Origin of the sequence: Paraburkholderia mimosarum LMG 23256 = NBRC 106338, assembly GCF_000739815.1 — a bacterium.
Taxonomy (GTDB): Bacteria; Pseudomonadota; Gammaproteobacteria; order Burkholderiales; family Burkholderiaceae; genus Paraburkholderia; species Paraburkholderia mimosarum.
Window position 1 is genome coordinate 144,364 of the sequence record NZ_BBJJ01000005.1, and the last position, 20,690, is coordinate 165,053.

At 64.8% G+C, this 20,690-nt stretch carries 19 protein-coding genes; 13 read left to right on the top strand and 6 right to left on the bottom strand.

What is annotated here, in order from left to right:
- Positions 1-39 precede the first annotated feature (39 nt).
- The 10 genes from BMI01S_RS05800 (at position 40) to BMI01S_RS05840 (ending at position 8,715) form a co-directional block, all read left to right on the top strand.
- Positions 40-930: a LysR family transcriptional regulator gene (locus BMI01S_RS05800; RefSeq protein ID WP_028230230.1), complete on the top strand. Its 891-nt coding sequence runs from the start codon at positions 40-42 to the stop codon at positions 928-930.
- A gap of 238 nt (positions 931-1,168) precedes the next feature.
- Positions 1,169-2,290, top strand: a complete 1,122-nt coding sequence (gene alr, locus BMI01S_RS05805; protein ID WP_036044338.1) for an alanine racemase — start codon at positions 1,169-1,171, stop codon at positions 2,288-2,290.
- 584 nt (positions 2,291-2,874) lie between these two features.
- Positions 2,875-3,990, top strand: a complete 1,116-nt coding sequence (locus BMI01S_RS05810; RefSeq protein WP_036044336.1) for a SpoIIE family protein phosphatase — start codon at positions 2,875-2,877, stop codon at positions 3,988-3,990.
- Between the two features lie 14 nt (positions 3,991-4,004).
- Positions 4,005-4,568, top strand: a complete 564-nt coding sequence (locus tag BMI01S_RS05815; RefSeq protein ID WP_028230228.1) for a SiaB family protein kinase — start codon at positions 4,005-4,007, stop codon at positions 4,566-4,568.
- 18 nt (positions 4,569-4,586) lie between these two features.
- On the top strand, positions 4,587-4,973 hold the full coding sequence (locus BMI01S_RS05820) for a DUF1987 domain-containing protein (RefSeq protein WP_028211316.1): 387 nt from the start codon (positions 4,587-4,589) through the stop codon (positions 4,971-4,973).
- A gap of 22 nt (positions 4,974-4,995) precedes the next feature.
- Positions 4,996-5,736: a GGDEF domain-containing protein gene (locus tag BMI01S_RS05825; RefSeq protein WP_028230227.1), complete on the top strand. Its 741-nt coding sequence runs from the start codon at positions 4,996-4,998 to the stop codon at positions 5,734-5,736.
- 150 nt (positions 5,737-5,886) lie between these two features.
- Positions 5,887-7,017 carry a patatin-like phospholipase family protein gene (locus tag BMI01S_RS05830; RefSeq protein WP_028211314.1) on the top strand — a complete coding sequence of 377 codons (1,131 nt, stop codon included), beginning with the start codon at positions 5,887-5,889 and terminating at the stop codon, positions 7,015-7,017.
- A gap of 111 nt (positions 7,018-7,128) precedes the next feature.
- Complete coding sequence (locus BMI01S_RS38790; RefSeq protein ID WP_255217791.1) at positions 7,129-7,323, top strand: hypothetical protein; 195 nt, start codon at positions 7,129-7,131, stop codon at positions 7,321-7,323.
- A 76-nt stretch (positions 7,324-7,399) separates the two neighbouring features.
- On the top strand, positions 7,400-8,050 hold the full coding sequence (locus BMI01S_RS05835; RefSeq protein ID WP_028211313.1) for a CoA transferase subunit A: 651 nt from the start codon (positions 7,400-7,402) through the stop codon (positions 8,048-8,050).
- An 11-nt stretch (positions 8,051-8,061) separates the two neighbouring features.
- Positions 8,062-8,715, top strand: a complete 654-nt coding sequence (locus BMI01S_RS05840) for a 3-oxoacid CoA-transferase subunit B (protein WP_028211312.1) — start codon at positions 8,062-8,064, stop codon at positions 8,713-8,715.
- A 176-nt stretch (positions 8,716-8,891) separates the two neighbouring features.
- On the opposite strand, the gene BMI01S_RS05845 is transcribed toward BMI01S_RS05840, so the two are convergent.
- Positions 8,892-10,142: a serine hydrolase domain-containing protein gene (locus tag BMI01S_RS05845; RefSeq protein ID WP_028230226.1), complete on the bottom strand. Its 1,251-nt coding sequence runs from the start codon at positions 10,140-10,142 to the stop codon at positions 8,892-8,894.
- A gap of 259 nt (positions 10,143-10,401) precedes the next feature.
- Here BMI01S_RS05845 and BMI01S_RS05850 point away from each other — a divergent pair, with 259 nt between their 5' ends.
- The gene (locus BMI01S_RS05850) at positions 10,402-11,478 is read left to right on the top strand and encodes a GGDEF domain-containing protein (RefSeq protein ID WP_028230225.1); all 1,077 of its coding nucleotides are present in this window, start codon (positions 10,402-10,404) and stop codon (positions 11,476-11,478) included.
- A 192-nt stretch (positions 11,479-11,670) separates the two neighbouring features.
- Positions 11,671-11,940 (top strand): DUF4148 domain-containing protein, encoded by a 270-nt coding sequence (locus BMI01S_RS05855; RefSeq protein WP_028211309.1) that lies wholly within the window; start codon positions 11,671-11,673, stop codon positions 11,938-11,940.
- Between the two features lie 115 nt (positions 11,941-12,055).
- On the opposite strand, the gene BMI01S_RS05860 is transcribed toward BMI01S_RS05855, so the two are convergent.
- A complete protein-coding gene (locus tag BMI01S_RS05860; RefSeq protein ID WP_028230224.1) occupies positions 12,056-13,198 on the bottom strand; it encodes a YncE family protein in 1,143 nt (380 codons plus the stop codon).
- Between the two features lie 614 nt (positions 13,199-13,812).
- Complete coding sequence (locus BMI01S_RS05865; RefSeq protein WP_028211307.1) at positions 13,813-14,766, bottom strand: GlxA family transcriptional regulator; 954 nt, start codon at positions 14,764-14,766, stop codon at positions 13,813-13,815.
- A gap of 159 nt (positions 14,767-14,925) precedes the next feature.
- On the opposite strand from BMI01S_RS05865, the gene BMI01S_RS05870 reads away from it, so the two are divergent.
- A complete protein-coding gene (locus tag BMI01S_RS05870) occupies positions 14,926-15,729 on the top strand; it encodes an SDR family NAD(P)-dependent oxidoreductase (RefSeq protein ID WP_028211306.1) in 804 nt (267 codons plus the stop codon).
- A 280-nt stretch (positions 15,730-16,009) separates the two neighbouring features.
- Here the strand turns inward: BMI01S_RS05870 and BMI01S_RS05875 are convergent, their stop codons facing one another.
- Genes BMI01S_RS05875 through BMI01S_RS05885 form a run of 3 tightly spaced genes read right to left on the bottom strand, consistent with a single transcriptional unit; the run spans position 16,010 to position 20,568 of the window.
- A complete protein-coding gene (locus BMI01S_RS05875) occupies positions 16,010-17,668 on the bottom strand; it encodes a methyl-accepting chemotaxis protein (protein WP_063619582.1) in 1,659 nt (552 codons plus the stop codon).
- A gap of 15 nt (positions 17,669-17,683) precedes the next feature.
- Complete coding sequence (locus tag BMI01S_RS05880) at positions 17,684-17,992, bottom strand: hypothetical protein (RefSeq protein ID WP_154671151.1); 309 nt, start codon at positions 17,990-17,992, stop codon at positions 17,684-17,686.
- Positions 17,993-18,039: 47 nt separating this feature from the next.
- On the bottom strand, positions 18,040-20,568 hold the full coding sequence (locus BMI01S_RS05885) for an EAL domain-containing protein (protein ID WP_028211304.1): 2,529 nt from the start codon (positions 20,566-20,568) through the stop codon (positions 18,040-18,042).
- Positions 20,569-20,690: the final 122 nt, after the last annotated feature.

Genomic DNA, 20,690 nt, shown 5'->3' on the forward strand with positions numbered 1-20,690 from the left:
TCAATATATAATTTCTTGATATACAAATATTATTGATGAATGATCCGCGAACTCAGAACCCTCGTTGCCGTAGCGAGCGAAGGCACCTTCGCCGCGGCGGGCCAGAAAATCGGTTTGACTCAGGCCGCCGTAAGCGCGCAGATGCAGCGCCTCGAAGCGGAACTGGGCTTCGCGCTGTTCGACCGCGAGGGGCGCGCCGCCCGCCTGAATGCGATGGGCGAGCACATCCTCGCCCAGGCGCGGGAGGTCATCCGGCTTTATGAGAACCTCAGTTCGAGCGCTGCGGGCCCCGCGGCGAGCGGGCGTGTGACGCTCGGCGCGATCGCCTCCGTGCAACGCTCGCTGGTGCCCGACGCGCTGGCGGAATTCCATCGCCGTTGCGCCGACTGCCGCACGCGCGTGATTCCCGGGGTTTCGATGGAACTACACAATCTCGTGGATGCGGGCGACATCGACATGGCGGCCATCATCCGTCCACCCTTCGCACTGCAAAGCGATTTACGCTGGACCACGCTCGCTCGCGAACCGTTCCGGCTCATCGTGCCGCGTCGCGTGAAAGGTCGCGATTGGGCCGATCTGCTGGCGACCCAGCCGTTCATCCGCTACGACCGCGCGTCGTTCGGCGGGCGCCAGGTGGACCGCTTCCTGCGCCGCATGCATTGCACGGTGCAGGACGTGAGCGAGCTCGACGAGCTCGAAGCCATCGTCGGGCTGGTCGCGAACGGCCTGGGCGTCGCGCTCGTGCCGCAGACATCGGCGTGGCGCCAATGGCCCGCCTCGGTGCGGGCGATCGACCTCGGGCAGCATACGTTTCACCGCGACGTCGGGCTCGTGCATCGCGCGCCGGGCACGCTGAGCGATCCGGCGCGCCTTCTGGTTCAGTTGATCGAAGCGCGCGCCAGTGAGCAGCACGCAAGCGCGGATCGATAAAAGCGCATGGCGGGCTGAAAACGCACATTAGCAGACCAGAACAACTCCCTTCAGGGCGTCCGCCGCTAGAAGCCTTCTGACGACAGAGCCTGCCGCCACGCCCGGCGGCGACGCGCCTCCGGGTTGAGAGCAGTCGTTTCAACCAAAATATAGAAAAAATACATTAAAAATAACTAGAAAATAATCAATACGATTGCGCAAACCACTAGACCGCATCGACTCTCCCAGAGGAATGCCTATGCCGCGCCCCATCACTGCCCGCATCCAGCCCGATGCCATCCGTCACAACCTGCAGCTTGCGAAACAAATCGCCTCCGGATCGCGTGCCTTCGCCGTCATCAAGGCCAACGCGTACGGACACGGCATAGAGCGGATCTACCCGGCGCTCGCCGGCGCGGACGGCATCGCCCTGCTCGATCTCGATGAAGCCGTGCGCGTGCGCGAGCTGGGCTGGAGCAAACCGCTGCTGCTGCTCGAAGGCGTCTTCGAACCCGCCGACGTCGAGCTGACCGTCGCGCACCGTCTCACGGTGGCCGTGCATTGCGACGAGCAGCTCGATCTGCTCGCGGCGGCGAATCCGCGGCGTCCCATCGATATCCAGTTGAAGATGAACTCGGGCATGAACCGCCTGGGCTTCCGCCCTCACGCGTATCGCGCCGCCTGGGAGCGCGCGCGCGCCATGCCTTCGATCGGCGCGATCGGCCTCATGACGCACTTCGCGAACGCCGACGAAGGCCAGGTCGACTGGCAGCTCGACACGTTCGACGCAGCCGTGCAGGATTTGCCCGGCGAGCAGTCGGTGTCGAATTCGGCGGGCGTGCTCTGGCATCCGCGCGCGCATCGCGACTGGGTGCGGCCCGGCACGATTCTCTATGGCGCATCGCCCACCGGCGTGGCGCGCCACATGGAAGGCTTCGGCCTGCGCGCGGCCATGACGCTCACGAGCCGCATCATCGGTGTGCAGACGCTCGCACCTCAAGAAACGATCGGCTATGGCCGCACGTTCGCAGTCGACCGTCCCATGCGCGTCGGCGTGGTGGCGTGCGGCTATGCGGACGGCTATCCGCGCCACGCACGCACCGGCACGCCGGTCGCCGTAGGTGGCGTGCGCACGCGCGTGGTGGGCCGCGTATCGATGGATATGCTCACCGTCGATCTCACGCCCTGTCCGGAAGCGGGCATCGGCTCCAGCGTCGAGCTGTGGGGCGATCAGGTGCGCGTGGACGAAGTCGCCGAAGCGTCGGGCACGATCGGCTACGAGCTGATGTGCGCGCTCGCGCGGCGCGTGCCGGTCGTCGTTGCGGACGATGCAGCCGATGCGCCGGCTGCAGACAAGCGTGGGGAGCACGTCGCTGCCTGACCGCCTGGCAAGTCTGCTGAGGATGATTCATCAACTTTCCGGTTGAGACCGGGCCCGGCATCATTTATTTTCTGCGTTGAGACGCGCGGCGCATCGCACGCCGCGCGGCAGCAGCGCGATCCTTTTCCTCAGGTAGCACGCCCGGTTCCCAGACCACGTCGAAGCCTGCCCCATTGCGCGTGCAACCAAAAAGACTGACGCGCTTCGACCACGCAGGACGTACGTTCGCGATCGGCCGCTCGAAAAACAAGGTCTGCGCAAGCGAGGGGCTCTGCACGCGCGAACACGTGCTCGCGACAAAATGTCCAGCAACTGAAGCAATAGTGTCGCGCAAACGTTAGCGCGCGATGCATTGATCGCTACGTTGTATTAAACAAGCCGACTCGAAGTCTTTCTCCTCTCCATGTAACGAAAATGACATAAAGAGCCATTAGCGTGCTTAATCTCCATATTAATCGGAATGGATAATGCACCCCGCGCTCGCGCAATTTCGTCGTCCAGGACTTTCCACAAGTCCGCGCAGCGCCGGAGAACTGGCTCTGGAAGTTCCGGCCGTCGACGCCGCGGATCCAAACGCCCTTGTCATGGAGATCTTCTATTCACGGCGCGACATGGGCAGCCTCGCTGTGATCGAAAACGATCGTCCCGTCGGGCTGATCAACCGCGATATTTTCATGTCGCAAATGAGCAAGCCGTTTCATCGCGAACTCTATGACAAGAAGAGCTGCATCGCGTTCATGGACAAGGATCCATTGATCGTCGATGCGGAGATGGGCATCGAAGCGCTCACGTTCAAGACGGTGGAAGTGGGCGAAAAGGCGCTCGTGGATGGTTTCATCGTGACACGCGACGGCCGGTTCGCCGGCGTGGGCAGCGGCCTGCGTCTGCTCTCCATCGTGGCGGAAATGCAGGCGGAGAAGAATCGCCAGATCATGCAGAGCATCGAGTATGCGAGCGTGATCCAGCAAGCCATGCTGCGCGCCTCGCGCGAGACGCTCTCCAACACGCTGCCCGATGCGGCGCTCGTCTGGGAACCGCGCGACGTGGTCGGCGGCGACTTCTATCACTTCGCTGCATTTGCCGACGGCTGGTTCGGCGCGGTGGCCGATTGCACGGGCCACGGCGTGCCAGGCGCGTTCATGACCCTGCTGGCCTCGGCTTCGCTCTCCCAGGCGCTCGAACAGATCGGTCCGCGCGACCCTTCGGCACTGCTTGCGGCCGTGAACCGCAACGTAAAGGGGCTGCTTGGCCAGATCAACGGCGCGGGCGACACGCCGCAGTCCAACGACGGGTTGGACGCCGCGTTCTTCTGGCTCGATGCCGCCAGCCGGGTCCTGCACTTTGCAGGCGCGCGGGTCGCGCTCCATGTGCTGCGCCCCGACGCGGCGCAGTTCGACACCATTGCCGGCGAACGCATGGGCGTGGGCTACGTAGACAGCCTCGCCGATTACACATGGGCGCTGCACGCTGTCGAGTTGCCGCAGGGCAGCCTGCTGTTCGTTTCCACCGACGGCCTGACCGACCAGATCGGCGGCCCACGCAAGATCGCATTCGGAAAACGCCGCGCGCTCGACAGGATTCTTGCAGAGCGCGAGAACACCGCTCCTTTCATCTGCGCACGCCTGCTCGAGACATTCGCCGAATGGCAAGGCTCGCAAACGCGCCGCGACGATGTCACGCTTTTCTTTGCACGAGTTTGAGGTAGTCCAACACTATGTCCGGCATTCTGGATCAAAACTGCTGCTTCTTCGAAATGGCCCAGAAGCGCAATTTGCTCTTCTATCACAAGGGCTATTTCTCGCATAGCATCGTCGCCGCGATGAGCGAGGTCGTGAAGCTGCAACTCGCAGTCGCGGGACTGAGCACGTCGACACGCAGACGCATCTTCTCGTCGTTCATCGAGCTTTCGCAGAACATCGTGCACTACTCGTGCGACGCGTTGTCCGAAGATCAGGGACAAGGCGGTGCGATCCGCGAAGGCGCGATGTGCATTTCGGCCGAGGGCGAGCGTCATCTCATGGTGTGCGTGAATCCCGTCGCCGCGGGCGCCGTGAACGCATTGCGCGAGAAACTGGAGCCGCTGCGCAACATGTCGATCGAGGAAATCAAGGAGGCCTACAAGATGTCGTTGCGCGCCGAAGCGCCGCCCGACAGCAAAGGCGCCGGGTTGGGATTTCTGACGATGGCGCGCGACGCCAGCGCGCCGCTCGAATTCGCGTTTCATCCACGCGAAGGCGACCCGGACACCACACTGTTTTGCCTCAAGACCATCATCTGACCAGGGCACGCGAACAAGATGGAAAACCTTTTTATCGCCGCCACCGCAACGTCGCCGGAAATCGACTTCCGCTTCGACGAAAACGTGCTGTCATTGCGAGGCGAGTCGTATCCCGAGAACGCCGCCGCGTTCTATGCGCCCGTCATCGAGCGGCTCAATGGCTGGCTCAAGGCCTGCAAAAACGCCGCGATCACGGTCGAGGTGACGCTCACGTACTTCAACAGCTCGAGCACGAAGATGCTGTTCAACGTGTTCGACGCGCTCGACCGCGCCGCTTCGGCGGGCAACCAGGTGCAGGTGAACTGGTATCGCGACGCAGAAGACGAAACGATCCTCGAATTCGGCGAAGAACTGCAAGCCGACTTTACGTCAATCAAGTTCAACGATTGCCCGGTTGCGACCTGAGCAGGCCTTGAGGACTACGCGCGTGGAAACGACTGCCCTGCGGGACACATCGAAGGATCATTCTCTTGAACTGTTCCGCAGCGAGAGCGAGGCGCTGGCGCGCGCCCGGGCGATTGCCGCGGATGCTGACTCGCACGCGCAGCAATATCACGAGGCGCTGACCGAGCTCATCGTGCATTACGAGCGCCTGATGCGCGAGACCCGGCGCCTCATCCGGCGCAGTGATCGCGCCGAGCGCGAGATGCAGGCGCTGACCCAGCAGCTGCAATTTCGCGCGACGCACGACGCGCTCACGGGCGTGCTCAACCGGAGCGCCGTGATCGAACGCACGGCGAAGGCGCTGCGCGCGGATCGTGCGGTGATGATCCTGCTCGATATCGACGACTTCAAGAAGGTCAACGACGACTTCGGGCACCCTGCCGGCGACGCCGTGATTTCCGGCATCGTGCACTGCCTTCGGCGAATCCTCGGCGAAACGGGCCTTATCGGGCGCGTTGGCGGCGAGGAATTCACGGTGGTACTGCCGGGCTTCGAAATCGCCGAGGCGCTGCAACTAGCCGAGCGCATGCGCGCAACCATCGCCAGCCACACGTTCCCTGCCCCGGTGAACCGCCCCATCACGGCGAGCTTCGGCGTGAGCGACAATCCGGCGGGCACGGACTTCGACACCGCCTATGGACTCGCCGACTCCGCCTTGTACACCGCGAAGCGCGCTGGCCGAAACTGCGTGACATTCGAAGGACATATCGCATCGGCGAGTTGAAAGGGCTGTGGATTTGCTCGCCCACGCGCCGCTTGTCCGGTAAGCGTTTTCGCTTCGCTCAACGCTACTACAATAGTGCGGATAAAGTCGCCACGCGCAGGCATATTCCAGACAAAACGCGCGTCGACGAAAAGATCAGCGAGGCGATCGATGGCAACGAAGCGGCCGCAACACCTGGCATTGCCCGGGCAAGTCGTGCTCGTCTTGCAGGGCGGCGGCGCGTTGGGCGCCTATCAGCTCGGCGTCTACGAAGCGATGCACGAAGCCGGCATCGAGGTGGACTGGGTAATCGGCACGTCCATTGGTGCGATCAATGCGGCGTTGATCGCCGGAAATTCTCCGGAGCGCCGCCTCGAACGTCTGCAGGAATTCTGGCATCGCGTCACTGACCGAACCCGGCTCGACGTCGCGGCTTCATGGCCCGGTCTCGCGCCCGGGTGGGACAAAACGTTTGCAAAGCTGATGATCATCGGCGGCGGGATTTCGGGCTTCTTCCAGCCCAATCCGGCTTCGTGGTTCGGGCCGCTCGCGCGCCTCGGCGTGGATCGCGCGTCTTACTACCGGATCGCGCCGTTGCGCGAAACACTCGTTTCGCTGGTCGACTTCGAACGGCTCAACGCCGGGCGCCCACGACTGACCGTCGGCGCCGTGAACGCCCGTACGGGCGCGATGCGCTATTTCGATACGCGCGACCAGCGCCTGAACGTCGAGCACATCATGAGTTCGGGCGCGCTGCCGCCCGCGTTCCCGGCCGTGCGCATCGACGGTGACCCGTACTGGGACGGCGGCATTTATTCCAATACGCCGGTCGAGGTCGTGCTGGACGACAAGCCGCGCAGGAGCTCGATCATCTTTTCGGCGCAGGTGTGGAATCCGGCCGGCCCCGAGCCGGAGAGCATCTGGCAGATCGCGGAGCGACAGAAGGACATTCAGTACGCAAGCCGCACGGAAAGCCATATCGCACGCCAGCAGCAGATACACCGATTGCGCCACGTGATCCGCGAACTCGCGAAACGCGTGCCCGAAGCCGAGCGCGACTCGCCCGATGTCGAGGCGCTTGCCGCCTGGGGCTGCGAGACCACCATGCGCCTCATCAAGCTCGCGGCGCCGCGGCTCGATGGCGACGACCAGCTGAAAGATATCGACTTCACCCCCGCCGGCATTGCCGCGCGCAGGCGCGCGGGCTACGAGGCCGCCACGCGCGCCATCGCCGCAAAGCCATGGGAAGCGCCCATGGATCCGATAGAAGGGTTGTGCGTTTACACTGCAGACGAAGGGTAAAACGGAAAACGTTATTGCAGGCGCGAACCGGAGACTGCCCCATCTGGACGAATCGCTCCCGTCGATTGACGACAAGGAACCTGACTGGCGGTCGCCGCCGTCCATCGCGCCATCGACCATTTCGTTTTCCGCTTGCAGCGCGAACTCGGCGCAATGCCCGCTGTCATGGGCGGAATTGACGCATTGGTCTTATGCGGTGGCATCGGTGAGAATAGCCGCATCATCGGCCGCAGGGTCTGCGAGCGCCTCGGCTGGACGGGGATCGAAATCGACAAAACCCGGAGTTCTCGCGTACTACCGTCATGATCGTTCGCACCCGCGAAGATCTGGTCATCGCCCGCGCCGCCCGTGCGGCCGCAGGCGCTTCATAAGGAGCCGCAGCATGAAGGGCGCGCTAAAAGCCGGTGCAGCTGCCGAACTGATCCCCGACGGCGCGAGCCTGTTGATTGGCGGCTTCATGGCCGTCGGATCGCCAGAGAGGCTGATCGATGCGCTCGTAGCACGGCGCGCAAGGGATCTCACGGTGATCGCCAATGACACGGCGCTCCCCGGCAGGGGAATCGGCAAGCTGATCACCGCCGGCGCCGTCCGCCGCGTCGTCGCCTCGCATATCGGCCTCAATCCGGAAACGCAGGCGAAGATGATGGCAGGCGAAATCCATTGCGAACTCGTCCCTCAAGGCACACTGGTCGAGCGCATCCGCTCCGGCGGCATGGGACTGGGCGGCGTGCTGACCGCGACCGGCCTCGGGACCGAAGCCGCAGAAGGTAAGCAGACAATCGAAGTCGAGGGAAAGACGTGGCTCGTCGAGCCGCCGATCACGGCCGACTACGCGCTGATCGGGGCCTGGCAGGCCGACTATGTCGGCAATCTCTGCTATTTGCTGACCGGCCATAACTTCAACCCGATCATGGCGCTTGCCGGCCGCACGGTGATCGCCGAGCCCGAGAGCATCGTGCCGGTGGGCGTCATCACGCCGGATGCAGTCAAGACGCCCGGCGTTCTGGTCCATCATCTCATCATTCGCGGCTAGGAGGGCACATCATGGACGCCAAGGAACTGATCGCCCGCCGCGTCGCGCGCGAGATCGAGCCGGGGATGCTGGTCAATCTGGGAATAGGGCTGCCGAGCCTGGTGGCGAACTACGTTCCCGCCGACAAGGGCGTGTTCTTCCAGGCCGAAAACGGCGTGATCGGCCTCGGCGCCCGTCCGCCCGAGGGCATGGAGGACCCGCATTTGACCGACGCCGGCGGCGGGTTTGTGACCGCAGTTCCGGGTGCGGCGTCGATCGACAGCGCCATGAGCTTCGGCCTGATCCGCGGCGGCCACCTCGACGTGACGGTGCTCGGCGGGCTGCAGGTCGATGAGGCGGGGCAACTCGCCAACTGGAAGGTGCCCGGCAAGATGGTGCCCGGCATGGGCGGCGCCATGGATCTGGTGACCGGCGCCCGGCGGGTGATCGTCGCCATGCAGCATAGCGCCAGGGGCGAGGCGAAGATCGTCCCTGAATGCACGCTGCCGCTGACCTCGACGCGACGCGTCGACCTGATCATCACCGATATGGCGGTGATCGAGCCGACGGATGAGGGCCTCGTGCTGCGCGAGCGCGCGCAAGGCGTGTCGGTCGAGGAAATCCGCGCGGCGACCTCCGCCGCGCTGATCGTCCCGGACCACGTACCTGAAATGCAGCTTGCCTGAGGGACGTTCGATGCCAGAGCATCGCCAGCGACGAGTGGGACGCAAGGTCTCTGGCCCAGGGACGCGCTATCGCTGCGGAAAAATGACCTCACCCCAGCGCGTTCCTGCCGCTCGAAGCGGTATCGGCATCTCGCGGCGCGGCTTGTGCGCAGACGAGCAACTTTGCGTCGCAAGCTTCAACCCGCGCTGTCGGTAATCGCGCTATAGACGAGCGTGCGCAACTGCCGGCGGACCGGCCAGGCAGTCGAAGGCAGGAGCTGGGTGAGGAACACCACGATCATGTCTTCGCGCGGATCGACCCAGAAGAACGTACTGGCCGCCCCGCCCCAGAAGAAGTCGCCCGCGTTGCCCGGGATCAGGGTCGATGCGGGCGCAATCGTCGTGGCGAAACCCAGCCCGAAGCCCACGCCTTCGTAGCTCGCTTCGCTGAACATCGAGCGCGAGAGACGCGGCAGGTCGGCGCCGCCCGGCAGATGGTTGGCGGTCATCAGCTCCACCGTCTTCGGGCCGAGCAGCCGGACGCCATCGAGCTCGCCGCCGCCCAGCAGCATACGCGCGAAACGCATGTAGTCCGCCGCCGTGGAGACGAGGCCGCCACCGCCGGAGACGAACGAAGGCGGCTCGCGGTAAGCGCTCGTGTGGGGATCGTCCTGCAGCGTCGGGCCTTGCTCGACCACCTTCGAGCCGAGCGCGCCGATGGCGTAGCACGCGCAGAAGCGCGACACCTTCTCCTGCGGCACGTAGAACGCCGTGTCGGTCATGCCGAGCGGCTCGAAGATCCGCGCTTTCAGAAAGTCCTCGAACGGCATGCCGCTGATCTTGCCGACCAGATAGCCGAGTACGTCCGTGGACACCGAATAGTTCCATGCGTCGCCCGGTGAGAACTCCAGCGGCAACGTGGCCAGCTTGTCGACCATGTCGTCCAGCGTGCCGGCGGTCGCCAGTTCGCCCACCTTGAGCTTGCGATAGGCCGCATCGACGTTGGTGTTCTGATGAAACCCATAGGTGAGCCCGGAGGTATGCCGCAACAGGTCGACCACGCGCATGGGGCGCGCGCTCGCGCGCGTCTGGAAGCTTTCCATGAAGCCGCCCGCGTACACGCCGAGCTTCTCCCATGCCGGGATGTACTTGCTCACGGGGTCGTCGAGCGCGATCTTGCATTCCTCGACCAGCATCATGATCGCCACCGACGTGATGGGCTTGGTCATCGAGTAGATGCGGAAGATCGAATCCTCGGCCATCGGAATCTGCCGCTCGCGGTCCGCGAGACCGAGCACCGAGTTCAGCGCAAGCTCGCCGCGCCGCCACACCTGGGTCACGGTGCCGGCGAACGTGCCGGTGGCGACGTAGTTGTCGTCGAGGAAACGTTCGATGCGCGCGAGCCGTTCATACGACATGCCCTGCTTTTCCAGACCTTCCCTGCTCATGACGCCTCCTTGACCGGGTTGACGAGCCAGTTTCGAACAGACGAATTTTTTCCAATGCGCGCGACAGTATCGATCATTCGGCGCAATGTTGCCGCGCGTTCTCCGGCACGCCTCAACGCACCGCGCGAGTCCAGTCCATGCAATCGGCATAGAGTGCGGCACGCAGGCGGCGTTGCGCATCCTGATGCGCCTTGATACGTCATATCCGTGGGGTACACTACCGGGCGACAAAATCCAGAATTCGAGCGGGGTGGTTGCCATGGGCGAAACGGATACGCATTCCTGGCCCGGGAAAGCATTGTTTAGCGCATTGCCGAGAGACCCGGAAAAAGAGCAGGCGCTACTGCGTGTCTCGCTCGGCTCTGTCGTGCTTCTTGCCTACCTCGTTGCCAGCTCGGTCTATCGATCCGCTCACGTCTACGCGACGCTTCTGGCAGTCACCGCTTATGTGGCGTTCGGCGTCGCCACCTATGTGGCGCTGACGATCGCGCCGGCGCGCTCGCGCGTGCGCCTCACGCTCACCACAATCGCCGATCAGGCCATCGTGACCGCCGCGCTGGCCGTGGGCGGCACCGCCGCGCTGCCGCTCCTGTGGGTCGCGTTCTGGTTTCTGGTCGGCGCCGGCTGCCGCTATGGCCAGCGCATGCTGGCGCTTTCCTGCGGCGTGGCGCTCGTCGGCCTGATGGGCCTGGCGCAATGGCAACCGTGGTGGCGCGCCAACGTCGCGGCCGCCTTCGGCGTGGGATTGAGCATCGCGGCAACGTCGATCTATCTGGCGGTGCTCGTCAAACGGCTCGAACGGCAAGCGTCGACCGATCCGCTCACGGGACTCTACAACCGCGTGCGACTGGAGCAAGCCATTGGCCGGACGCTCTTTACACGCGCAGGCGAAAGCGAACGCAGCGCCATGCTGCTCGTCGACCTCGACGGCTTCAAGGAGGTGAACGACTCCTTCGGGCACGCGGTCGGCGACGAGCTGCTTTGCACCTTCGCCGAGGCACTGGTTCGCCGCATGCGCCGGGGAGACACGCTCGCGCGTCTCGGCGGCGACGAGTTCGTCGTGCTGGCGCGGCGCGTCTACGACAAGCAGGATGCGCTCACCATTGCCGATGGCATCCACGCGATCCTCGCAAATATGGACACCGTTGCCGGCTATCCGGTCACGGTTTCCTGCAGCATCGGCGTATGCCTGCTCACCGAGGGCACCGGCAGCCGCTCGCTCGATGCGCGAACCCTCATGCGCGCCGTGGACAGCGCCATGTACCGGGCGAAATCGCGCGGCATGGGGAAGACGGAATTCGTCGATATGGTCGGCGTCGTGCCGGGTGTAGCCTGAGCGCGTCGACGCCTGCCGCGTTCAGGAAACCGGCGCATCTCGCCATGGCTGTGCCCGAATTGTTCATATGGCCACAACAGTGAATTCGTTTCTTAGGTATTTACCCTGACCTTTACCCCTCCTACACTGACTTCACCGCTGCAACCAACCCCGTACGCAGCTCAAGAAGAAAGTCAATCCGGAGGTAAAGTTATGAAATCGCTCGTCCAAGCCGTTGTGATCGCTGCTGCTTTTGCCGCTCCTGTGGCTGTGTTCGCCCAGTCGAATAACCAGCCCCTGACGCGCGCCCAGGTCCGTGCGGACCTGATTCAGGTCGAAAAGGCGGGCTTCAACCCGGCACGCTCGAATCCCAATGAATACCCGGCGAACATTCAGGCTGCGGAAGCTCGCGTCGCTGCGCAAAACAGCGCCGTGGGCGGCGTGAACACCGGTTCGTCGCAGGCAGGGCAAGCCGCGCAGTAAGCGGCGGGGCTGACCGGCCCCCTCTATCCGGCCGTTTTCTGCTGGCCCGCCATCGCGGTGTGCGATGGCGGGCCGGTTGCATTTCTGGCTTCGAATAATACTGCGCTGGCTCGATCTACTGCGTCGAGAACACCGATATGCCGCCATTCGGGAACGCCGCCGAGCCCGGCTGGAACGGCACGTAGACTTCACCGAGGGTGCTGTCGATGGCAACCGAGTGCGCGCCCGTTCCCACCGCCACCGTATAGAGCAGCTTGCGCGTCGTGCCGTCGATCACACCCATCGTCGGCGTGAAGCCCGACGCCGCCGCCGTGCCGCTCGTGACATAGTGGCGCGCCGGCAGAAAGTAGCGGTTCGACGCGGGATCGTAAGCGACCTGGTCCACGCCGCCGAACGGCACCGATGCGAGCTGCGTGCCCGTGTTCCGATCGAGGATCAGCGTGATGAGCGGGTCGCCCGCGGACGGATCGCAGCCGATCAGCACGTCACTGTTGGGACCGAGCGCGATGCCCGACGGACCGCACTTGCCAAGCGGAAACGCCTTGCTCACCACCGGCGCGCCGGACGTGACGGAAGCGGCGGTAATGACGTCGAGTTCGCCGTCCGGGTTCGCGGCGGTTCCGTCGTTATTGATCAGGAAACTCTTCGAGGCCCGATCGTACACGCAGGCTTCGAGCCCCGAGGAACCGTTGAAAGGCATCTTCATCACGATCGATTGCGTCGTGGTCGAAATGAAGGTGACGAACGGCGGCGTGTCGCCCGGGCTCGCGAACATGATGAGATGGTCGTCGGGATCGTAGCAGCCCTCATCGACACGCGAGCCCGACGTGCTGATGGGAATGGTCTTGATCGTTTTCATCGCAGAAGTGTCGACGACTTTCACGTTATCGACGTCCCCCACGTAGAGCGTGTGTGCGCCCGTCACGCCCACGATGCCATCGGGCCCGGACACATCGGTGCTCGCGCCCGCGCCCGTGAAGCCGCCTTGAATCTGTGCGATCAGCGCGTTCGATTTCGTATCGACGACATCGACCGCTTTGCTGTTGCGGTCGGACAGATAGTACCTGCCTGCTTCCACATAGCCGATGTCGAAGCTGAACGCAGGGCTCGTCGTGCTCGGCACGGCAATGTTCGCGAGCAGTTTGGGAGCGGAAGACGTCGCCGACGAAACCGGGTTGGAGCTGGAGCTGTTTCCTCCGCCGCATCCGGCAGCGACGGCCGTCGCCACGAGTAGAACGGCCAATAACGATTTCTTCATCAGTCGGCTCCTTTGAGCAGCAGAACAAGTGGGTGAACTGGGTCAACCGGATCAACGCGCGATGGCTTCACGGAATCTGCGCGAGCGCCTCGATGACTTCTCATCGCACCTGGTGCTCACGTCATCCCTGTCTTTGTCTGGAAGCAAGCATGCGGAAGGAGCAGTCATAATGCACAGTTAAAGAATTTGATCGTTTCCATTCGAAAGCGCGAATGAATGTAGGGATGCAGAAACCTGGCGGCAGAGAAAACGCGCGCTTTTAGTAAGTTTTGAATCTCGGCGCAAAAGTTGAGAATGAAAGTCAGAATCGATCCAGCCGGGGAGCACAATGCGTCTTGCTGCGTCGCAGTACTCACCGGATTGCCAGGGTAGCGCGGCAAGCGCGCAGGCGAGTTTGGGGCTGCCGTCGCTGAATTGATGCGCAGGCACATCGATATGCACCGCCCCGCGGCGCATCAGGGCCGCGTCATGCGACCGGCGCGCCTATGTAAGACGCGGTTGTGAAGCCGAAAGGGGCGCGGGCGGCGAATCGGATGGCACGCCGCCACAAATGAAAGAGCGGCCAGGGAAAAGCCTGGCCTCCGGTTCCTCCACCAACAGCGGTTTTCCCCAACCTACCCTGCCGCACGGACTTCGCGCCGCACCGCCTGCGGCGGCACGCCAAAGCCGCGCATGAACGCCTCGCGCATGTGCCGCCGGTCCCGAAAACCCGTCTCCCGCGCGATGACGTCGAGCGGATGCGTGCTCTGCTCGATCATGAGCCGCGCCGCCTCCAGCCGCAGGCCTTCCACGGCGCGTGCGGGCGATTGCCCTGTCTCCGCCGTAAACACGCGGCTGAACTGGCGCGGACTCAGGTGCACCGCTTCGGCGAGTTGCTCCACCGTGAGCGCATGGCTCAGATTGCGGCGAGCGTAGTCGAGCGCATTCTGGATGCGGTCGGATTTCGGCGCGAGCGCGAGCATTTCCGAATGCTGCGACTGACCGCCCGAGCGGCGTTGATGCATCACGAGCTTGTGCGCCACCGAGCGCGCCACCTCCGCACCGAGATCGCGCTCGACCATGGCAAGCGCGAGATCGAGCCCCGCCGTCATGCCCGCCGACGTCCAGATCGGCCCATCGACGATAAAGATGCGGTCGTCCTCCACGTGCACAGCGGGAAAGCGCTGCTGCATGTCGCGCGCGAAGAGCCAGTGCGTGGTCGCGCGCCGCCCGTCGAGCAGGCCCGCCTCGGCCAGCACGAAGCCGCCCGTGCAGATGCCCGCCACCCGGCGCGCCCGGCCGCTCGCGCGGCGCAGGAACGCGAGCGCAGCGGGTGAAGCGCCCACGGCAAGCGGATCCACCACGCCCGCCACGATCCAGGTGTCCACGCGGCTGCGCCCGGGAGCGGGCGTGGGCAGCGTGCCCACGTTCATGCCGAGCGAGGAGCGCACCTCGCCGCCATCCACCGAGTAGGTCTCCATGGCGTAGAACGGCGAACCCGACACGAGGTTCGCGCATTCGAAAACGCTTTGCGTGGCGATCGCCATCACCTGAAAGCCGTCGCTCAGCAAGTAGCCGATGCGGTGCATGTCCATCTCCCGTCATCATGTCCTGAAAGACGACCTTATACGTCATTTGCGCCATCGTCAATCGAGGCCAGAATGCATCCACACGGCAGCACATCGAAGCAAAACGCAGTGACGTCGCAGTGACGTTCCAGTCAACCACGCAGTTCAAGGAGTGCAATCATGACCCAGCAAGTTCACCGTGGCACCGCGCTCGTCACCGGCGCGTCTTCCGGCATCGGCGCAGTGTACGCAGAGCAGCTCGCGCGCCGCGGCTACGACCTCGTACTCGTCGCGCGCAACCGCGAGCGGCTCGCCACGCTCGCCGAGCGCATCACCAGTGAAACGCGGCGCGCCGTGGAGGTGCTCGCCGCCGATCTCAACGACCGCGACGATCTCGCCACTGTCGAAGCGCGTCTGCGTGACGACAGGGGGATCACCCTGCTCGTGAACAACGCGGGCATCGGGACCCACACGCCGCTAGTGGAGAGCGACGTCGAGCACATGACGCGGATGATCGATCTGAACGTCACCGCGCTCACGCGGCTCACGTATGCCGCCGTGCCGGGCTTCGTGGCGCGCGGTCAGGGCGCGATCATCAACATCGCGTCGATCGTGAGCATCGCGCCCGAAATCCTCAACGGTGTGTATGGCGGCACCAAAGCCTTCGTGTTGGCATTCAGCCATTCGCTGCATCACGAACTGGCGGCTAAAGGCATCCGCGTGCAGGCCGTGCTGCCCGGCGCGACGGCCACGGAGTTCTGGGAGACGGGCGGCCTGCCGATCGAGCATCTCGACAGCGCGATCGTCATGTCCGCGCCGGACATGGTAAGCGCCGCCCTCACCGGCTTCGAACGCGGCGAAACCGTGACGATTCCTTCGCTGCACGACGTGGAGCAATGGAACGCGTTCGAAACGGCACGCCGCGCCATGTCCGCGCACTTGTCGACCAACACGCCAGCGCCGCGCTATCGCGTTGCCCAGTGAGTCCGCACGAGCGGCGACCCGCACGTCATGCCGCTCGATGCGTTGATCGGCGGGACCATGGAGGCGATCGAACCCGCCGGCACGGGAGCGCTACGGAACGCGTCACGACAACGCGGGCGCGAATCGTCGAGCGTTCATGAACCGGTTCAATCAGATCATCGAAGCGCCGCCGATTGCCGTGGCGCGAATCGCGATCAGTGAAGCGGCGGCATCGACCGTCGCTTCATTCGTCTAGCCTTGCGGCTGCCCATGCTCCCGCATTGGCAAGCCGCGTCAGAGCTCACGCGGCCGCAGGCATTGCATGCACGGGCGGCTCGCTTGCCCCGGAAATCGCCTGCACGACTGCCTGCGCCGCAGCCGACGTATCCAGCGCCGCCTCGCTCAGGCGGAACGTCGCCACGGCCTCGGCCATCTGGCTCGCCTGCTGCTCGAGCGACTCGGCGGCGGCGGCGGCCTCTTCCACGAGCGCCGCGTTCTGCTGCGTCACCTGGTCCATCTGGCTCACCGCCGTCTCGACCTGCTCGATGCCGGCGCTCTGCTCCACGGTGGCCGAGGCGATCTCCTTCATGAGGCCCGACACCTTGTCCACCGAGGCGACGATTTCGGCCATCGTGGCGCCGGCTTCCCCCACAAGCGACCGGCCGTTGCGCACGTCGTGCACCGAGGTGTCGATCAGCGTCTTGATCTCTTTGGCCGCTGCGGCCGAGCGCTGCGCGAGCGAGCGCACCTCGCCCGCGACAACGGCGAAGCCGCGCCCCTGCTCGCCGGCGCGCGCGGCCTCGACCGATGCGTTGAGCGCGAGAATATTGGTCTGGAACGCAATGCCGTCGATGATGCCCGTGATGTCAGCGATCTTGCCCGAGCTGCGGCTGATGGCCTCCATCGTGTCGATCACCTGCTCGACCACGCGCCCGCCACGCTGCGCGACCTCGGCTGCACCCGTGGCCAGCGCGCTGGCGGCGTTCGCGTGCTGCGCGTTCTGGCGCACGCTCGACGTGAGCTGCTCCATGCTCGACGCCGTCTGCTCCAGCGAGGCCGACTGCTGTTCGGTGCGGCTCGACAGATCGAGATTGCCCGCGGCAATTTCGCGTGCGCCCGTATTGATCGCATCGCAGCTCGACCGCACGCTGTGCACTGTCTGGCTCAGGCCGAGTTGCATGCGCCGCATGGCGCCCAGCAACTGGCCGATTTCGTTGCGCCCGCCACCTTCTATGCGGACCGCGAGATCGTTTGCGGCAATCTGGTTCAGCACTTCGACTGCCTCGGCAAGCGGCGCGGTCACGAGGCGGCGCAGCGCCAGATGGGTCGCGACGACGAGCGCCAGCGCGCCCAGCAGCCCCACGGCGACCATCGCCAGCACCCAGTCGTGCTCGCGCTCGCCGCGTTCGAGCGTCGCGCGCGTGAGCGCATCGGCATTCGCGCGCAAGGCGGCCACGGTCGCGGAGAACTGCGTGTTCGCGCTGGCGATATCGCCGGCCGCAAGCGCGGCGTAGGTCGCGGTATCTCCCGCCGCCAGCGCCGTGGAAGCGCGCTGCAGCGAATCGTCAAGCGCGCGGGCGGCGCCGAGCAATGCGTCGCGCTGCTGGGCCGCCTCGGCGTCGAACGGCGCGCTCGCGCCCAGCGCGGCGCCACGTTGCGCGGCCTGCTCGATGAGATCGTGCGCGTCCTGCAGCGCCTGCTTTTGCGCCGCCTCGCGCGCGGCGGCGTCGCCGTTCTCTTTCATGGCTTGATAGGCGCGCGCCAACGCCGTTTGCGCCAGCGCCGCCTCCTCGCGCAAGGCGAGCGCGAGCCCATCCTGGCGCGCCACTTCGTGGATGAAACGCGCCGAGTCGTCGGCGCGGCCAATCATCAGGACACCTACGGCCGCGCCCAGCATCAGCATCGTCGCGAACGTGCAGAGCACGAGCAGCAGCCCTTTTCGAATCGTCAGATTACGCATTGCCTTCTTCCTGCTTCAGGGCGTCAATGGAACTACGTCGGCGTCGCTGTCCAGCCGGGACAGCAGCACATTAGCCTGTTCGATCAGCGTGGCGCGGTACTCGCCGGGCAGCAGCACGTCGTCGGCCACGGCCATCGCTTCGCCGACGTGCGCGCGAAACGCCTGAATCGTGCGCTCGACCTGTGCCCCCGACAGTTGCGGCAACACCGCCTCGACGAACTTCGTCATCACCACCACGCTCGCGCCGAAGCGCGAAATGGCCTTGCCATGTGCGCTGACTAGCGCGGTCATCGAATGCAGCAGCATCTCGTCACTGGTGCTCACGGAAATCTCCAGATACGTCGGCTAAAGGGAGAAGGAAATTGCGGCCTTCAACCGGCCTCGCACACTTCGAGTGCGCGCGGCATCAACTCCGGCGGCGCGGGACGCGCGAGCAGGAAACCTTGTGCGCGATCGCAACCGATCTCGCGCAGAAACTCGAGTTGCCGAGGCGTCTCGACGCCTTCGGCCACGACCGTCACGCCAAGCGAGCGCGCCATTGCGACGATCGCGCGCACGATCGAGCGGTCACGCGCGGCGTTCTGCATCAGACGCGGCGGCGCAGCCACATCCGCGAGGAACGAGCGGTCCAGCTTGAGCGTGTCGACCGGCAGGGACTGCAGATACTTGAACGACGAATAACCGGTGCCGAAGTCGTCGATCGCGAGGCTGATGCCGCGCGCGGCCAGTTCCTGGAGCAGCGCCTCGATGCCGCCGCGGCCCGACGTCATCGCCATGCTCTCCACGAGTTCGAGCTGCAGACGCGTGGCCGGCAAGCCGGTTTCGCTCAGAATGGTCGTGACTTGATGCAGAAAACCGTCGTGCATGCATTGCCGTGCCGAAAGATTGACGCTGATGCGGCCGAAGTCGAAACCTTCGTCCAGCCACTCGCGTGCCTGGCGGCAAGCCTCGCGCAACACCCATGCGCCGAGCGGCACGATCAGTGAGGATTCCTCGGCAATCGGAATGAACTGATCGGGCGGCACGAGACCGCGGCGCGGATGCTGCCAGCGCACGAGCGCCTCGATATTGAGGAGCGCGCCGCTTGCGACGTCGAATTCGGGCTGATAGTGGAGCACGATTTCGCCGGCCTCCAGCGCATGATGCAACTCGCTCTCGAGCACGATGCGCTCCATCGCCGAGGAAGTCATCGGCGCGGCGAAGAAGCGGAAGTTGTTCTTCCCCGCATCCTTGGCCTCGTACATCGCGCGGTCGGCCTGCATCAGCAGTTGCCGCGGATCGTGTGCATCGTCGGGATACATGCTGATGCCGATGCTCGGCGTGACGAACAGGAGCTGTTCGCCAATGTGCATCGCCGCGCCCACGCACGCGAGCAAGCCCTGGGCGATCTGCCCGACGTGGCGAATGTCTTCGATGTCCTCGATCAGCAGCGTGAACTCGTCGCCGCCCAGACGCGCCACCGTATCGGTGTCGCGTACGGCTTCGCGCAAACGCGTGGCGATCACGGTGAGCGCCTCGTCGCCCACGCCATGGCCCATCGTGTCGTTGATGAGCTTGAAGCGGTCGAGGTCGAGGAACATCACCGCGACGCGCTTGCCCGAACGCCGCGCGCGCGCGAGCGAAAGCGAGAGGCGCTCGGTGAAGAGCGCGCGGTTGGGCAGACCCGTCAAGGCGTCGTGCGTCGCCAGATAGCTCAAGCGCTCTTCGTTCTGGCGGCGCTGGGTGATGTCGGCAAAGATCGCGGCGTAGTGCGTACACCGGCCGCTGGGGTCGCAGATGCTGGAAATCGTCAGGTATTCGAGGTAAATGGCGCCGTCCTTGCGGCGGTTCCAGATCTCGCCTTTCCAGTGGCCGTCTTGCCGGAGACTGCGCCAGAGCGCGCTATAGAAAGCCGGACCCTGGCGGCCCGAGTTGAGCAGGTTCGCATTGCGCCCGAGCGCCTCTTGCTCCGTGTAGCCGGTGAGCCGTGTAAAAGCGGGATTCACGCGCTCGATGGTCCCATCGAGATCGGTGATCATCACGCCGTCGAGCGTCGACTCCACCACCTGATCGGCGAGGCGCAGATTCGCGCGCGAGGCGAGCAGCGCGTCGTCGCGCTCGCGCAGCGCCGTCTGCAGCTCGCGCACGAATTCGTCTTCGATGTCGTGCAGGATGTGCGAAAGGTCGAGCAGGCCCGCGAGACTGCCGTCTTCGCCGATCACGCCCACGTGACGCATACGGTGCTCGACGAGATACTGGCGCGCCGCATACAGGCTTTGCGAATGCGAAAGCGAACGCAAAGGCCGGCTCGCGCGTGCGCCGACGGTGCCGTCGAGCGCGCCGCTGGCCGCGAGGCGCACCACGTCGCGCTCGGTCACGATGCCGTAGTCGCCTTCCGGGTAGATGACGACCAGCGCGCTCAGGCGCCGCGCGCGCATGCGCTGCATGGCGTCGTGCATGGGCGTGCGCGCGTCGATCACGAGCGGCATGGCGGCATTCACCGAGCCGACGGTCTTCAGACGCAGGAAGCACTCGAGCCCCTGGTTCATGACCAGATCGGTTTGCGTGACGATCCCCAGCGAGCGGCCCGACCCGTCCACGACGAGACAGTGGCGTATGCCCTCGCGCTTGAAGCGCAGGGCGGCGTCGCGCAGGCGCGTGCTGGCAGGCAGCGCGCGCACCGGGTGACTCATCGCGTGGCGAATGGGCAGCGAGAGCGCGGCGGCGTCTTCGCCGAGCGCCAGCGCGTCGTGCTCGGTCCAGATGCCGATCGGCCGCCCCATTTCGGTAATCACGATGGCGCTATAGCGCCGCTCGCTCATCATGCGCGCCGCTTCGCGTACCGGCACGTCAGGGCCGCACGCAAGCGGCGGCCCAGAAAGTAGCTGCCCGATTTCCAGGTCCAGCGTGAGGTGTTGCATGTTGCGCCCCGAACCGCACTGCTTTGTCTTTGTGAGATAGCGGAAAGCTAGCAGCGGGCGTCGGGTGGTCAATTGACAAAAATCAACGGTCTTACCGCGATCGGGAGCGCAAACGTTTGCGA